Origin of the sequence: Halomonas sp. 18071143 (assembly GCF_019211725.1) — a bacterium.
GTDB classification, from domain to species: Bacteria; Pseudomonadota; Gammaproteobacteria; order Pseudomonadales; family Halomonadaceae; genus Vreelandella; species Vreelandella stevensii.
Window position 1 is genome coordinate 2,970,378 of the sequence record NZ_CP078120.1, and the last position, 15,649, is coordinate 2,986,026.

General features: G+C 57.7%; 10 protein-coding genes and 1 pseudogene. 3 read left to right on the forward strand and 8 right to left on the reverse strand.

The annotated features are described in order from the left end of the window. Positions 1-42: 42 nt before the first annotated feature. The 3 genes from KVY02_RS13995 to KVY02_RS14005 form a co-directional block, all read right to left on the reverse strand. Positions 43-1,665, reverse strand: coding sequence for a sigma 54-interacting transcriptional regulator (locus KVY02_RS13995; protein WP_081137383.1), 1,623 nt, complete (start codon positions 1,663-1,665; stop codon positions 43-45). 123 nt (positions 1,666-1,788) lie between these two features. Continuing rightward, a complete protein-coding gene (locus KVY02_RS14000; RefSeq protein ID WP_193460871.1) occupies positions 1,789-3,210 on the reverse strand; it encodes a hypothetical protein in 1,422 nt (473 codons plus the stop codon). Positions 3,211-3,262: 52 nt separating this feature from the next. After that, positions 3,263-4,426, reverse strand: a complete 1,164-nt coding sequence (locus KVY02_RS14005) for an iron-containing alcohol dehydrogenase (protein ID WP_081137379.1) — start codon at positions 4,424-4,426, stop codon at positions 3,263-3,265. Between the two features lie 540 nt (positions 4,427-4,966). Here KVY02_RS14005 and cml point away from each other — a divergent pair. Beyond that, positions 4,967-6,154, forward strand: a pseudogene (gene cml / locus KVY02_RS14010) (CmlA/FloR family chloramphenicol efflux MFS transporter). A 34-nt stretch (positions 6,155-6,188) separates the two neighbouring features. On the opposite strand, the gene KVY02_RS14015 reads toward cml, so the two are convergent. The 3 genes from KVY02_RS14015 to KVY02_RS14025 form a co-directional block, all read right to left on the reverse strand. Beyond that, positions 6,189-6,770 carry a DedA family protein gene (locus KVY02_RS14015; RefSeq protein ID WP_218313742.1) on the reverse strand — a complete coding sequence of 194 codons (582 nt, stop codon included), beginning with the start codon at positions 6,768-6,770 and terminating at the stop codon, positions 6,189-6,191. A gap of 278 nt (positions 6,771-7,048) precedes the next feature. Next, entirely contained in the window at positions 7,049-8,191 is a 1,143-nt protein-coding gene (locus KVY02_RS14020; protein ID WP_081137375.1) for a Fic family protein, read from the reverse strand. A 186-nt stretch (positions 8,192-8,377) separates the two neighbouring features. Continuing rightward, on the reverse strand, positions 8,378-9,289 hold the full coding sequence (locus KVY02_RS14025; RefSeq protein ID WP_218313743.1) for a LysR family transcriptional regulator: 912 nt from the start codon (positions 9,287-9,289) through the stop codon (positions 8,378-8,380). A 100-nt stretch (positions 9,290-9,389) separates the two neighbouring features. Between KVY02_RS14025 and KVY02_RS14030 the strand changes: the two genes are divergently transcribed. Next, the gene (locus KVY02_RS14030; protein WP_100730821.1) at positions 9,390-10,229 is read left to right on the forward strand and encodes a DMT family transporter; all 840 of its coding nucleotides are present in this window, start codon (positions 9,390-9,392) and stop codon (positions 10,227-10,229) included. A gap of 117 nt (positions 10,230-10,346) precedes the next feature. Continuing rightward, entirely contained in the window at positions 10,347-10,700 is a 354-nt protein-coding gene (locus KVY02_RS14035; RefSeq protein ID WP_100730820.1) for a DUF952 domain-containing protein, read from the forward strand. A 901-nt stretch (positions 10,701-11,601) separates the two neighbouring features. On the opposite strand, the gene KVY02_RS14040 is transcribed toward KVY02_RS14035, so the two are convergent. Both KVY02_RS14040 and KVY02_RS14045 read right to left on the reverse strand, forming a co-directional pair. Further along, positions 11,602-12,489 carry a GIY-YIG nuclease family protein gene (locus tag KVY02_RS14040; RefSeq protein WP_100730818.1) on the reverse strand — a complete coding sequence of 296 codons (888 nt, stop codon included), beginning with the start codon at positions 12,487-12,489 and terminating at the stop codon, positions 11,602-11,604. 53 nt (positions 12,490-12,542) lie between these two features. After that, positions 12,543-15,641, reverse strand: a complete 3,099-nt coding sequence (locus KVY02_RS14045; RefSeq protein WP_218313744.1) for a type I restriction endonuclease subunit R — start codon at positions 15,639-15,641, stop codon at positions 12,543-12,545. Positions 15,642-15,649: the final 8 nt, after the last annotated feature.

Below are 15,649 nucleotides of genomic sequence, written 5' to 3' on the forward strand. Positions count from 1 at the left end.
TGGGATAGGACCTGGCGTAGAACCTGGCGTGTCAGCGCTGCCTTACCCCAACGGTGAATCGCGCCAGCGGCGCTGCTTTTTCACTAACGTGGATTGGTCCACGCCCAATACTGCCGCTGCCGCGCGAGTAGACCCGTGCAAGGCCAGCGCATGCTCGATCACTTGCCGCTCGAATCGGCTCACCTGATGGCGCAAGGAATGTTGCTCGCAAAGTGCACGCGGCCCTTCCGGTGCCGCGGCTTGGCCGGGGCTGGGAAATAGCTCACGGGGCAAATCTGCCGAGGTCACCTCTTCCTGTTCCAGGGTCACGACCAGGCGCTCGGTGAGGTTCATCAGCTCGCGTATATTGCCCGGCCACGCATACCCCGCCAGCAGCTCCAACGCCTCGGGTGACCAGCGGTGCGACATACCGTGCAACTGATTGAAGTGCACTAAATAATGCTGCAGCAAAGGAATCACTTCCTCGCGCCGCTCCCGCAACGGTGGCAACCGCAGCGGCACCACACTCAGCCGATAGAAGAGATCCTCTCGAAAAGCCCCTTGTTGTACACGCTCCAACAACTCCTGATGCGTCGCCGTAATCAACCGCACGTTGGCTTGCCGAAACGCGGTATCACCCACAGGCAAATAGCGGTTTTCTTCCACCACCTTCAATAGCTTTACCTGCAAGGCCATGGGCAAGTCACCGATCTCATCCAGAAACAGCGTTCCCCCATGGGCCACATCCAGCAGCCCCTGCTTACCCTTGGGCGCAGCACCGGTAAATGCCCCGGCGGCATAGCCAAACAGCTCGGCCTCCAGTAGCCCTTCCGGAAACGCCGTACAGTTCAACTCCATGAACGGGCCATCCGAACGGTCACTGTGCTGATGGATATAACGCGCCAACAAGGTCTTTCCGGTACCGGTTTCGCCCTGAATCAGAACCTTGGCCGTCGATTTTGCCACCCGGCGCGCCAGGTCGAAGCAAGGCTCCGTGCTCGGGCTGGTAATCACCCCGGGAGCACTCAGCGCCGATACTTCTCGCACCTGATACGCCTCACGGATACGCTCGATCTGCTCAAGCTGCTCCTGGGCATGCTTGGCCAGCAGCAGCTCCGTGATATCGCGAACGCTGGTCACCACATAGGCTAACCTGCCGTCCTGACCAAACAGCGGGGTCCCCGTGACCACAATCTTGCGGCTACCATGGATCGTCTGCGCCAGCGTGATCGGGCGCAGCTCACGAATCACCTCCAGCGACGCCGATTTGGAAATGAACCCCGCCTTGACCAGATCCGCCATGTGGAAGCCCACCACCTCCTCCCGCTGAATACCGGTGATGCGCTCATAAGCCTGATTGATTGTCACCGTGATACCGTTGGCATCGGTGATATAGACCCCATCGTGCAAGGCATCCAGCAAAGAACGCATGGGCTCCTCATCGAACCCGAACGCCTCCACCTCTGCCGCCTCAAGGGCTGGCTTCGCACCGGTGACCCGGTAGCGCAAATGTGCCTCCACCGGCTGGTCGAGTGCCCCTTCCCGCTGAGCCTGCTCGATATCGGTACGGGTCAACACCCCAATCACCTGGCCCTGGCGATGAAACACCTCCACCGCATCCGTACCGTGCTGCTCAAACAAGGGCAATGCCGCCGCCAATGAAAGGCACGCCTCTATTCGCTGCATGATCTCCCTCCAGGGATAACTGCGAACCATCCCGCCATGGCTGGCCGAACCGCACGATTGGCCAGCACACGGCGCCGAACCCCAGCGTAACCCGGCGGCTCGGCCTGCACAGCGTCATGTCGACTACTTTTGCAGCGGGACCCGAGGTTCAGGGTCAGCAGAAGGCACGGACGCTTCCTCCCAATCCTTCACGAAGGTCTTGTCCACCTCGCCCGAGAAGAAACGGCGACCGTAAATCAGCGCGCACAGCAGAATCCCCACGGCAAAGGCCCAGGTAGCGCCCTTGATGACCAGCATTGCCGCAATAATTCCGGCAATGCCCAGATCACGCTGGCTACGCGCCTCCATGATGCCGATGCGTACGCTGACATAGCCCTGAATCAATAGCGTCAGCGCCAGCGCAATGCCCAGAATAGGCTCTACCAGACTCACGATGGGCAGCAGCAGCAACCCCGTGTTGGTTCCCCAACGGAACGACCCAGAACCCCCGAAGATAGAGTTCATCGCCGCCTTGCCCTGCTTGTAACGCTCAACCGTGACCACATGCATTGCCGCCCACAGCGGGCCACACATCACCACGTCCGGACCAAAAATGCTCATGCCGAAATTACGGCCACCAAAGATCATGTGGGCACGGTTGGGGTTATAGTCGATCTTCTCGTCGCGGCGCTTCTCATCGGCCTCCTCCAGCAGCGCCTTGCTCTGCAACACATCGCCAAACAACACGATATACGCCGCCAACACCGTAGGAATCGCCGTCAGAAACATCATCAGCGGCGGCATGCCCACGCCGAACACCGTGTACTCACTGAACATCAACGCGAAGTCAGGCTGGCTGAACCCCCATTCCACATCGGGCCATGGCGCTTCCCCAAACAGCGGAGCCACCACGATAGCCAGCACGATGATCGGAAAGATCCCCAATTTGCCTACCGCACCCCACACACCACCCTGGGCTTTCAGCTTATTGAAATGGCGGGAAAAAATAAGATAAAAGGCCACACCCACGGCAATCGTGATGGTAAAGGGGTACTGCTCGAAGCGGCCACCCTCATCGAATACCACCACGATGGCCGCCAGACCAGCGCCCATGATCACCCCCGCCTTGATGGCCGAAGGAATCAGCCGCACCACCTTGCTGGCCATGCCCGTGACCCCCAGACCGATGGCCAGCACCCCCAGCATCATCTGGAAAGCAATCAACGCATGCACCCTATCGACCCCCTCGGGGAAGGTCGCCACATACGCCATCAACAGCGGAATGGCCGGCGTAATCCAGCCAGGGATCACCGGGTCCCCCAGCAGATGGTGCAGCAGATACAGCAAACCGTTCAAAATCACGATGGCCAGCGCCGCCTCGAAAGGCATCCCCAGCAACTGCATCATGAGCGGAATCGCCGCCAGATCGACGGCACACATCAATAGCCCCTGCAAATAGTCAGGCAGCTCGAAGCGATAGTGATAGAAAGGCAAGCGAAGCTTGAACGGACCTAACGGCGTGTACGGGCTCTCCTCACCGTCAACGCGATGTTTCCAAGCGCTCATGGCATGAACTCCTGATCAATTTTATTGGTATTGTTAGTAACGCGTCACCGCGTCAGTAGGCAGCGCGATAGATGGCCTCGATATCCTCCAGGCTCAAGACCCTGGGATTATTGCGCAGCAGCCGCTCCACCTTGATAGCTTCGGCAGCCAGCTCGGGAATCGCTGACTCAGGGATATCGAACGAGCGCAAGCCAGACGGAATTTCCACCTCGGCACACAAGCGATGCATACGCGCAATCACGGCATCGGCCACCGCATGGTCGGAAAGCCCCGCCACCGGCTCGCCAAAAGCCTGGGCGATGCCCCGGAAACGCTCCACACACGCCAGCTTGTTCCACTCCATCACGAAGGGCAGCAGCAGCGCATTGGTCACCCCATGGGCCAACTGATAACGCCCGCCCAACGGATACGCCAACGCATGCACTGCCCCGACCCCCGCATTGCCGAACGCCAGCCCCGCTAGCAGGCTACCGGTCGCCATGTCCTCGCGGGCCTGAAGATGCTGAGGATTGGCAAACGCCTTCGGCAACGCCGAAACGATCAACCCCATGGCCTTGACCGCCAAGGCGTCCGTGATAGGCGTCGCAAAATTGGAAAGATACGCCTCCACCGCGTGCACCAGCGCGTCCACACCGCTGGCAGCCGTAACGCTGCGCGGGCAGCTCAGCGTCAGCTCGGGCGCCACGATCGCCACATCCGGCAGCAGGCAATCGCTCACGATGCCCTTTTTCATCTGCTGGACCTTGTCGGACAGAATGGCGATGTTAGTCACCTCCGACCCAGTCCCTGCGGTAGTGGGCATGGCAATCAAGGGCACCTCACGCTGGCGCACCTGCTGCTCGCCAAACAGCGCTTCCAGCGGCCCCTCATGGCGCGCATACACCGCCACGCATTTGGCGATATCCATGGCACTGCCGCCGCCCACGGCAATCACGCTATCGTGCTGGTCCGACACGAACACCTCCGTGCAGGTTTCCACGATAGCCACTTCCGGCTCTGGGGTTACACCATCGAACACACCACAGGAAAGCCCCAAGGCCTGCAACTGCCTGGTAACCCCCTCCAGCGTGCCTGAGGCCACCACCCCGGCATCCGTCACGATCAAGGGATTCTGCATGCCCAGTGCCTGTACATGCAGGCCCAACTGTTCACTGGCCCCCTGTCCGGTAATCAACTTACCCGCACTCTTGAAACTGCTCACCCGATTCAACTGCATAACGTGCTTCCTATTCTCTATTGTTAATTGTTGGAACGCGCCAAAGCGCCTTGGCTATCGTTTACGCATTGGCACGCTATCTTTAGCGCACTACTTGTAGCTAACCACGCTTACGGCAGAACACTTGTAGCAAACCATGTAGCAAACCGCGTGCCAACAACAAAAAACCCCGCAAGCACATGAATTAAAAGGGATATAGAAAAACTAAAGAAGACCAACGTTCGTTTTTAGCAAAGTCGTCAGGAAAAAAATCATCGCCATGCAGCTAGCACGATGAATTTTGTCATCGAGAAAAATCCAACACCAATATCCGATACACAACGGGCATGGCCTGGTCTGCGCTTTTTGTCTCTGATACGCTAACAACGCCAAAGGCACCGCAACGTCACCTCCCGGAAAGCACCCATGGGTTCCAAAAAAGCAGACCGCTAGGCCGCAACAACCCTGCTTCACTCGTTGTTGCGGCAGCCTGACCATCCCATCGATGCCCTGCAGGCCGCCGTCGAATACGCTGATTCGTACGGAGCTTTTCCTGTGCCTATTCAAAACCCAAGCTCTTGGGCTTATCGCCTCCCCCTGGCGCTGGCGTTGCTGGCCCCTTTCAACTTGCTTGCCTCACTCGGCATGGATATCTACCTGCCGGTGGTGCCCGCCATGCCGGGCATTCTCAATACCACGCCCGAGGTCGTTCAGCTCACGCTGACGCTCTACATGATCATGCTGGGCGTGGGCCAGATCCTCTTTGGCCCGCTTTCAGACCGCCTGGGTCGTCGCCCCATCCTGATAGGCGGCACCCTCGTTTTTGCGGCGGCCTCCTTCTTCCTGGCGTTCACCACGGAAGCCTGGCTATTCGTGCTGCTCAGGCTGGTGCAGGCCATGGGGGCCGCCGCCATGCTGGTCGCGATGTTCGCCACGGTGCGCGATGTGTACGCCAACACGCCGGAAAGCGCGGTCATCTACAGCCTGATGAATGCCATGCTGGCGGTGGTGCCTGCGCTGGGGCCTATCGCGGGCGCGCTGATAGCCCATTACCTGGGCTGGAGCGCCCTGTTCATCACCCTGGGCATTCTGGCCCTGCTGACCCTCGGCTACGCCTTCCCGAGATGGCATGAAACACGCAAGGCATACGCCCCCACCCGCCTGGCGGATATGGGGCGCGTGCTCAACAGCGCTCATTTCTGGGTTTATACGGTCGCGTTCGGGACCGCCATGGGGGCGTTTTTCGTGTTCTTCTCGACGGCCCCCCGAGTGCTCATCGAAGGGGCGGGCTTTAGCGAGTTGGGGTTCAGCGTGGCCTTTGCGACGGTAACCTTGGTCATGATCGTGACGGCGCGCTTTGCCAAACGTTTCGTGACGCGCTGGGGCATTCCCGGCTGCGCCCTGCGTGGCGCGCTGATTCTGCTGGCCAGCGCAGGCCTGCTGGGGCTGGGGGAAGTGTTCTTCACGCCAAGCCTGTGGTCGTTTGTCTTACCGATGTGGCTCGCCGCCGTGGGCATCGTGTTGATCACCTCCGTGACCGCCAACGGCGCGCTGCACGCCTTCAACGACATGGCTGGCACCGCCGTGGCGCTGCACTTCTGAGTGCAGAGCCTGATCGTGGGTGGCGTAGGCACTGCGGTGGTGGTCATGCTGGATGGCAGCACGGCGTGGCCGCTGATCGCCTACACCGGCGGCATGGCAGCGCTCACGCTGGGGCTGCTCACCGGCTTAGCCTGGCGGAGGCGGTAACGATAGGGTAATGCGTGTGCAGGGGTGGCTGCGCTCAATCGCGCGTCGTCAAGCGCTGAGCCCTTCTCCGCCGAGTGGCCACCACGGCCGCGACCGCGACGCAAAGCACGGCGGCCACCCCTGCCAACACCACATGGGAAAGGCTGCTCAATCGCTCAAACAGTGGCGCGAGCGCCTGACCAAACAGATAACCGAGCGTGACCCAGGCGGCCGACCAGATCAGCGCCGACAGCGCATTGAGCACGATGAAACGGGGCCAGGGAAAGTTGGTCGTGCCAATGGTCACCGCACCGGCCATGCGCAGCCCATAAAGGAACCGCAAGGAGAACGCGAACGTATTCGGGTGGGCGTTGAACGTCGTCAGTACCCGCTCACCCGCCACGCTACGCTGAACCGAGCGAACGATGGCGCTATTGCGCCACCCATGCCCGAGCAGGAAGAACACCTGGTCTGCCAGGAAAGCGCCCAAGGCAAGCGAGACCACCGCTTCACCAAACCCGATCAGGTGCCGATGCATCATGATGCCGCCCAGCATCGCGACGGCTTCACCCTCCAGGCTCGCCCCCACGAACAAGCCGAGGCTGCCATAGTTCGCCACGAAATAATCAAGCGTCATGTGCATTCATCCATCAAGTAACCCCGCCAGGTGGGTGCCACGTAAACGCAATCTCTATCACGATTCAGGATGATGCTGATATGCCCATCGCCACACGTATACCGGGACGCCACGTCAGCCAGATGAAAGCCGACATCTCGTCTTCAAAGCACGTCAACAAGGGCGATGGCGTGTGCAGCGATTATACGTCTGCCAGCGTCGAGCTGGGTCATTTTTACTATGACACTTCTATGGCTTTCTGGGTTCGGGGTGGCCCACCGGGCAGTGACTCCTGGCCATCAGTATTCACCGGGCAGCCCTTTGCCATGCTCCACCAAGGCATAACGTGTGCTCCGCCCGCCGCCAGGCAGCCTGAAAAGGCAGCCTTTCTCTACCAGTTCAGCCAAATCCCGCGTGGCGGTCGCTTTGCTCACCTTGGCCAACGATTGGTACTTGCGGGCATTAATGCCCTGCGCAAACTCCTCTCCTGCGGTATCCAACAAACGGTTCAGCACCTTGATTTGTCGTTCGTTCAGTACCGTAGTGGCATGGTGCTGCCAAAAGGAAGCCTTGACCAATACACGGTCGATTCTTAACAACGCCTGCTCAAGCGCCTCTTTCAGCGTATCGAGGAACCACAACAACCAAGGCGTAATATCGAGACTGCCCTTCTGGGTACTTTCGAGGTAGTCGTAGTAAGCGCTTCGCCGCGCCATGATTGCCGCACTCAGAGAGTAGAAGCGCACCGACTGCCGTTCTGCCTGCGCAAGCGCCCGGTCGGTAACGGCGCGTGTGACCCGCCCATTGCCATCATCAAAGGGGTGCAAGGTGATCAACCATAGATGTGCAATACCCGCCCGCACCAGCCCATCCAGTCCCTCTAGCGGTTGGTTGAACCACGTTAGAAACGCATCCAATTCGGCTTCCAGCTGTTCACGGGGAGGCGCTTCAAAATGAACGGTAGGTCGATCCAGCCGCCCCGACACCACCTGCATGGGGTGGTCACCGCGTAGCTCGCCCACACGCACTTGTCCCATCAGGCCAGGGCCTTTCACAAACAGCATGGACTGCCACAGGCACAGCCGCCCATGGGTCAACGGCTCATCCAGCTGACGCGTGGATTGCAGCAATAGATCGACCAATGCCTCGGACTCAGGGGTTGTTCTACCAGATATACCAGCCCGCTCGATGCCCAGCTGGCGAGCCACGGAAGACCTCACGGAGCCAACATCCAGACGCTCGCCTTCGATTTCGCTAGTACGAATGGCGTTCTGTATCAGCGCATCCATCTCCACCTCCAGATCCAGATCCGCCTGCCCAGGCGCCGCCTCGGTTTTACCCAACACGCGCCCCTGAAGCAGCCGCACGGCATCCAGGGTAGGCCGCAGTGCGGACTCATCCCACTCAAAATGCGGCCAATGTGGCTGTTCCCAGATATACATGAGCCGATTGCCCCGCCTATTCGGATCAGATGATGAGCCAATTATGGTTGATATTCGGCTCATGGGCTAGTGGATGGGCTTGCCTCGGCGACATCCCCCACTCTTTTCTCTGATGGTCCAAGAGTGCATCGAGATAGTCGCTATTCATCACACGAAGATGGATCTGCTCGCCTATTGCTTGCCTGGTTAAGCACCGCACGCCTGCAGCAACTGCTGCCCGACGGGCCCAAGCGGCTTCTTTTTGGGCCAGAAGGCGATCAGTTGGCGAACGCCACAAGGCGACAACGAGCGTGTCACCAGGTCGGCGTTGAGCTTATTCACCAACGCCAGCGTGGGCACCAGGCTGACGCCCACACCGTTAGCCACCATCTGTAGCAACGTGCGTGTATCGCGCACCCAAAAATCGACCTGCACCACGCCTTCCGATGCTTCCAAGGAGTTTGCAAAAATTTGCTGAATCAACGCCTCACAGCCCCCGGATGACATGACCAACGGGTGCTCGGCCAGCGCTGAGACGCTTACGCTGGCGTGCTGGCTCAACGGATGGCTGCTGGGCAGCACAGCAACGATCTCGTCCTGTCTGATCAACTGCCAATCAAAGTGCTCACGCCAATAGCCTAGGTTGAGCCGCGTGGTATCCGTCGTGATGCCAACATCCACCACGCCGCTTTCTACCCACTCCTTGATTTCCTCCTCTACACCTTCCAGCACCAACCCCATGGCTTCTGGGTATCGGCTCGAAAAGACTGACAGCACCGAGGCTAACCAACCATGCAGCGCACTGGGTATCGCGGCAATCTTGAGCGTCGTATCGGTTTCATGATGGTGGTGCGATACCTGATGACTAAGCACCTGCAGCTCACCCATGATCTTTCTCGCGCTAGCGAGCACTAACTCACCCAGCGCCGTCGGCTCGACTCCCTGCGGCGTTTTCACCATCAAGGCACCACCGACACGCTGCTCCAATGACTGCATGGCATGGCTGACCCCTGATTGGCTAACACCCAAACGTTCAGCTGCACGGGTATACGACTGCGCTTCCTCAACGGCTAACAGTGCCCGTAACTGAGCAATGGTGATATCTGCGCCCCGAATCATGACCTCTCCTCATGGCTGGGATGAGCTAATCGAATTTCTCACCGCGCCCTTTCGCTTTTTAAGCTGGTGCCTCCATCGATCATCCTGACGGGGAGCCACCATGTCTATCGCCCTTGCCCTTTTTGCCATGTTGCTGCTTGGCAGTACGCACTTCATCAACGGCCTGCTTTCACGTCACTATCCAGCGCTGAATATTGGGTTATTCACACACCTGGGCGGCGCATTCGTTGCCCTTCCTGGTGCGATGATGCTCGCCACCTGGGCACCCGGCGTTTGGACATGGGGCGCCCTGGCGGGTATTGGCTCAGCATTAGGCGCGTTGCTGCTCTACCGGAGCCTTTCTCAGGCAGCCTTCGCCCTGGTGGTGCCAGTCAGCTCGGTGGCCATGGTAGTCATCGCACTGGCGCTTTCACTGCTGTTTCTGGATGAGCGCCCCGGCAAATGGGTATGGTTTGGCGTGATGGTGGCTCTACCCGCCATCTGGCTAACAGCCGGAGGGAGAACGCCCAAGGCCATGCACGGCACTTGCAAAAACCACAGCGGTTTATGGCTTGGTTTGGGCGCAGGGGCAGGCTTTGCCCTCCAGCTATTCGCACTCGCGCAAGTACCGGATCCAGCCGCCGAATACGGCATTGCCGTGTGTATGCTGGCAGGGGCTGCCCTTCTGCTTCCCTTCTATCGGCGCACCCAGCCAGCCAGTAGACAACACCCACTGTTCGCTACCGCTGCGGGCGGCATTAGCGCCCTTGGCCTAACGCTATATGCGCTATCTCGGGAAGGGCAACTGGCCATGATCAGCATCCTGATAGTATCGCTCTACCCACTCATTCCCGTGATACTAGGCTCGATGGTGCGCCAGGAGCCAATCGGTGGCTACGCCAAGCTGGGGATCGCTTTATCCATGATGGCGATGATGCTGGTCACGGTGGGCAGTGACTGATTTTAGGGCAGCGCTAACACTGGTGTTATCCAGGTCGTGTCATGGACTAAGATACAAGTGGGTACGTTATGAGTGACATAATTCGTTGCCATGGCGGCATACAGTAAAGGGGCAGGCATGCAGTTATATCGAGTCATTACCGAAAAAAACTGGCAGGAGGCCTTACGATTAGGCTACGTGCCACGATGCGGAAACGATAAAAAGGAGGACGGCATTCATCTAAATTTGGCAGAGGCTGTCGAGTACACCGCTAACCGCTATTTCACCGCAGATGAAAAGCCACTGGTCCTGGTCGTTAATACCGAAAGTTTTTCTAAGCGAATAGAGTGGCGTGACGCAACCACGACCGAACCCTGGCAAAGGCCGCTAGCCAAAATCGACAACCTTCCGTTGAACGTCGTGCTGGATACTAACGCACTAGTGGCCATGGAAGATGGCAGTGGCATGATGTTCAAGTGGGATCAGCCTTAATGAAAACTCTTCACAATGTAGTTACCAAGTATAGTCTTTGACCTCTGAGCCGGTGAGGTCGTGCGCCCGAACAACTTCAACAACCGTAAAATTGCCTTTGAAGGTGCAAATGGATACGGCAGTTTTTCGCTTGGCAGTGCAGCATGTTACGGCAGATTCATTGCTCGTATCGCTCTCCTGACAGCTGCACTATAGCCTGCAGTATAGGCACAGGGATTTTATATCGACTATACTCTAGTCATGAATAATAAGCCCAAGAAGGAAACGGGCAACACAGCCAGGAACACACGATGCCTACAAACTCAGTCATTCTCAATCCAGCATGTATCAAAACGCTTGCGGCAGTTGAAGCCCGACCTGAACGATCGAACCAACACGAATTTAATGGAGTGACCGCACTAAAAAGTCTATTTGGTCACGAAAAGACAGATCTCCAGGCACTTTTTTCTGTACGAGGAGAGAGCGCTCATCATACAGCCAAGGTGACTTGGTACGACTCTCGAGAAAACCACCCTACTCGTTCAGAATACAGACTTTATTTCCAAAACAACCCTGTAATGGAAAGAGCCCAGGCAGGTGACAATATGCTAATTGGGTTCATTCAAGGCCAACTACACTGCATTCTGATTCCTAACGACCCAGCAAGCTACCCTGGCTGGACTCCAATAGCATAAAAGGCCCAATACTCATTACCCCCCCTGTAGGTCGCAACACAGGCTCAAACTAAAGCCAGCGTGATTGCACCCGGAGGAGCAAAAGCCGACTGCCCTGCCTATGCAGACCCTTTTGTGAGCCGATCATGTTGATATTCGGCTCATGGGCCAGTCAGGGAGTTGTTTCAGCTGAAATAAGGAATACAGAAGAGCACACCCGCAACCGGGGCAAGTTGAAAAACGTTTTGCTAAACATCCGATAACCTTTCGTCTTGAATGGCTTTCAGAGTTTTGCCATCAGCATCCTTCCAAGCCAAACGGCCATTGGCGCTACCGCCCACCAATACGCCCGCTGCTGTTGAAGGAGAGGAAAAGCGAAAATCCTGGGTAAATATCAGCTTTCCATTTTGCGGCGCTAGTACGCCACGCGCTTGCAGAAGTTGCCGCTGCTCGCGCATGTAGTCATGGATGGAAAGCGTCTCCTCAACACGTGCCAATGAGCCTTTGAGTACCACAAAGCCATCGGCAACTTCTCTACCCGTGCCTTCGGCCCCACGCTCGTTGAGGTAAAGCGTCAGCGGTGGCTCGACTGGCTCTGAAGATGACGCGGCGGCTTGGCTGCTAGCTGCTTCAAACGCATCGATACCCAATAGCGGAAAAATCACCAGCATCTCGGCTAAAAACCACTCGGCATCGGCACGGTCGGCTTCATTGAGTGGTGGGGCGGAGGGATACGCCGTGTTATCCACCGCCCACTGATTGGCCGTCTTCGCCATGCTCAGCAGCCGCGACTCCAGGTAGCGCACGTTGGCCTTATTCAAACCTTCGTTGGTGCTGGTAAAGGCGATGGCCCGCGTCCAAAACTCCTTACCCGACACATGCTGCTTGATACGATCTCCGAGCGAATCGGCTTCGCCTACGTACAACTTGGCCGCCCCCTCTTCCGTTTGCCCCGTGAGCACATACACACCCGGCTGCGCCATTTCGCTGCGCTTCATCGCCCCTTCGAGCTGAGAGCGGTTGGCCACCACCGCCCGCCCCGTCCAGTTGGATTTTTCCACGATGCGCAGGCCCTCGGGCGTGCCGTCGGCGAGGAAGATGCGGATGGAGGTTGGGCGTGGGTGACTGGATGTCATTAGTCTCTCTCCTGATCGCGATACGGCGCGCGATTTTTTAGGCAAACTCGCTTTTATACATTGCTACCCAGCCCGGGGTTTTGCAGCGCATTCTTGAGGCTTTGATAAAACGCCGCCTTGAACGTCGGGTCCTGAGCGTGGAGCTTGTATAACTCCATCTCCTCCTTGCGCCGCTTCAACATCACTTCTTTCATGATTTTATCGAAGGCGATTTCACGCGAGTAGGGGTCCGGGTTATCGCTGAATTTCTGCTCGAAATCCGGGTGTGCTCTTACGCTATCCAAAATATTCAGGAACTTGACGCGCTGCTCATCCGGCGTAGCGCTCCAGCCTTGAAACCAGCGTTCGTTAAAGGTCTTGATGATTTCCTCGAGCGGGTCCTTCTGGCTCTCTTCTTCACGGTACCCACGCGGATTGGGGTTTTGCGGATCGAGCGTGGCCTCCTCGGCATCCAGTGTAATGGCATGGTTGAGCTTCGTTCTGCCCAATCCGTAGGAGGAAAGATCGACGGCCTCAAGCAGCTCGTCGAGCTCATCCTGGTTCGGGTCCTGAATCTTCAGCTTCGGAATGAGAAACTTCATAAACCAGAACAGCTTTTCCCATGCCACGACTTCGAACGGCATGATCGATGCCATTTGACCGTAGATCTTGACGAACTGCTTGGCCTTGATCTTGAAGTCGATCTTGTCTTTATCCTCGAGCCCCAGCTCCGCGTTGAATCGCTCGGCGGCTGTATCGATGAGTGGGCTCAGCTTCTGGGCATCCTCCTGGTTGAAGAAACGCTGGCAGAACTCGTCAACTTCCTCCCACTCGTAAACACCGGTCTCATCGAGTGCATCTTTCAAGTCATGCAGAACGTTAACATCTGTCGCCTGCGACAGCGTCGTCACGGTGAAGAAGGGATCGAACGCCTTTTTGATATCGTCGACTTCGTTGAAAAAATCGAGCACGAACAGGTCTTCGGTCCGCTTACCCAGTTTGGGCGCCGAGCGATTCAAGCGGGATAGCGCCTGAACGGCCAGCACCGACTGCAGCTTTTTGTCTACATACATGGCGCAAAGCTTGGGTTGATCAAAGCCGGTCAGATACTTATTGGCCACCACCAGTAACCGAAAGGTGTTCTCGACGCTCTGGCCGTTCAGCAGCATCGGCTTGCCCTTATCGTCGTAGCCATCAAAATAGAAGCGCGTCTTCTCCTCGGGGAAACCATTCATCTCGGCTTCCGTGTACTTGATGCCGTCAACCTCCTTATCACCCGAAAAGGCAATCAGCGCCTTGAACGGATTACCGCGCTTCTCCAGCTCCTTCTGTACCGCGCGATAGTAGCGAATGGCCATCTCGATATTCTGGGTGATGATCATTCCCCGCGCCTTGCCGCGCAGCTTCTTCTTGTTGACCACGTTATCGACGAAGTCTTCCACCATGACCTCGGCCTTGATGTCGATGGTTTGCTGGCGGTGTTCGACGAAGGCGCGCAGCTTCTTCTGCGCCTTGGCGGTATCGAACAGCGGGTTGTCCTCAATGGACTTCTGAATCTCGTAATAGCCCTTGTAGGTGGTGTAATTGGCCAGTACATCGAGTATGAAGCCCTCTTCGATCGCCTGTTTCATGCTGTAAAGATGAAATGGCTTGTAGCCGCCCTCAGGCTGCACCACCCCGAACATCTCCAGCGTGCTGTTCTTGGGGGTCGCCGTGAATGCAAAGTAAGAAGCGTTGTCCCGCTGCTTGCGCGCCCGTATGGATGTGAGAATTTTGTCCTGGTTGTCCTCGTCGTCCGTCTCCGCACTTCCCCCCATGGCCTTGTTCATATTGCCTTGAGAGTGGCTGGTTTGGCCGCTGTGGGCTTCGTCGATAATCACGGCAAAACGCTTATCAGAGAGGTCCGCGATGCCATCGATGATGAAGGGAAACTTCTGAATCGTGGTGATGATGATCTTCTTACCGTTCTCCAGCGCCGCTCGGAGATCCGAAGAGCGCATCGCCGGGGCGACGATGTTCTTCACCTCGGAGAAGTCCTTGATGTTCTCGCGCAGCTGCTTGTCCAGCAGGCGGCGGTCGGTCACGACGATCACACTATCGAACAGCGGCGCATCCAGCGCCTTCGCGCCGGGCAGGTCGGCCTGCTCGGGGTAGCTTTCGATCAGTTGGTAGGCGGCCCAGGTAATCGAATTGGATTTTCCCGATCCGGCGGAGTGCTGAATCAGGTAACTCTGGCCCACCCCATGCGCCGCGGTATGGGCCAACAGTTTGCGTACCACGTTGAGCTGGTGATAGCGCGGAAAGATCAGGTTTTTCTTCGCCAGCGGGTCGGTGCTTTTACCTTCCAGCAGCACAAAGTGCTGGATGATACCGGCGAGACTGCCAGGCTTGAACACCTCTTCCCATAGATAAGCGGTACGGTGGCCGTTCGGGTTGGGCGGGTTGCCCGCACCTTCGTTATGCCCTTTGTTGAACGGCAGAAACCAGGTGGCATCCCCGGCGAGCTTGGTGGCCATCCAAACCTCGTCGGTATCGGCGGTCATATGCACCAGCACGCGGCCAAACTGCAGCAGTGGCTGGCTGGCATCCCGGTTGCGGTACTGCTTTTTCCCGTGATAGCTGGCGGTCTCGGTCCGAGCGTTTTTCAACTCTAGCGTGACGATGGGCAGGCCGTTAACGAACAGCACCATATCGATGGACTCGTTCGAGTTCGCCAACGAGTGATGCACCTGGCGCGTCACGCTCCACACGTTAGCGGCGAAGTTGTCGTGCACCGTCTTGGCGGAACTGGCCAGCGGCGCGGGGTACATGAGGGTAAAGTGCGCATCCTCGACCGGCAGGCCTTTTTTCAACAGGTGCAGTACGCCCTTTCGTTTGATCAGTTTGTCGTACTGGCCAAGAATGCGCGCCTGCCAATCGGCGGGGTGGCGGGTCTTGAGCTTTTCCAAGGCCTTGCTTTGCGTGGCTTCCAGAAAGGCCCAGAATCGGGCAGTGTCCAGCGCCAGCGCGGCATCGAAGTCGCTGCCATGGCCAAGGCGGTAAGCACCACTCACGCCGTAAGTCGCAGGCTCGGTAATGCCCTGCGCCTGTGCTTCGCTGGTAGTGCCGGTCAGGCTGCGTTCGATGGCCTGTTCCAGCGCTTTCTCCGTGGTGTCGCTTACCGCGTAACTCATGACTGCCC

What these genes read in the sequence shown, in the direction of transcription:
- KVY02_RS13995 (WP_081137383.1), bottom strand. Translation starts at nt 1,665, where the DNA reads ATGCAGCGAATAGAGGCGTGCCTTTCATTGGCGGCGGCATTGCCCTTG.
- KVY02_RS14000 (WP_193460871.1), bottom strand. Translation starts at nt 3,210, where the DNA reads ATGAGCGCTTGGAAACATCGCGTTGACGGTGAGGAGAGCCCGTACACG.
- KVY02_RS14005 (WP_081137379.1), bottom strand. Translation starts at nt 4,426, where the DNA reads ATGCAGTTGAATCGGGTGAGCAGTTTCAAGAGTGCGGGTAAGTTGATT.
- KVY02_RS14015 (WP_218313742.1), bottom strand. Translation starts at nt 6,770, where the DNA reads ATGACGCTTGATTATTTCGTGGCGAACTATGGCAGCCTCGGCTTGTTC.
- KVY02_RS14020 (WP_081137375.1), bottom strand. Translation starts at nt 8,191, where the DNA reads ATGTATATCTGGGAACAGCCACATTGGCCGCATTTTGAGTGGGATGAG.
- KVY02_RS14025 (WP_218313743.1), bottom strand. Translation starts at nt 9,289, where the DNA reads ATGATTCGGGGCGCAGATATCACCATTGCTCAGTTACGGGCACTGTTA.
- KVY02_RS14030 (WP_100730821.1), top strand. Translation starts at nt 9,390, where the DNA reads ATGTCTATCGCCCTTGCCCTTTTTGCCATGTTGCTGCTTGGCAGTACG.
- KVY02_RS14035 (WP_100730820.1), top strand. Translation starts at nt 10,347, where the DNA reads ATGCAGTTATATCGAGTCATTACCGAAAAAAACTGGCAGGAGGCCTTA.
- KVY02_RS14040 (WP_100730818.1), bottom strand. Translation starts at nt 12,489, where the DNA reads ATGACATCCAGTCACCCACGCCCAACCTCCATCCGCATCTTCCTCGCC.
- KVY02_RS14045 (WP_218313744.1), bottom strand. Translation starts at nt 15,641, where the DNA reads ATGAGTTACGCGGTAAGCGACACCACGGAGAAAGCGCTGGAACAGGCC.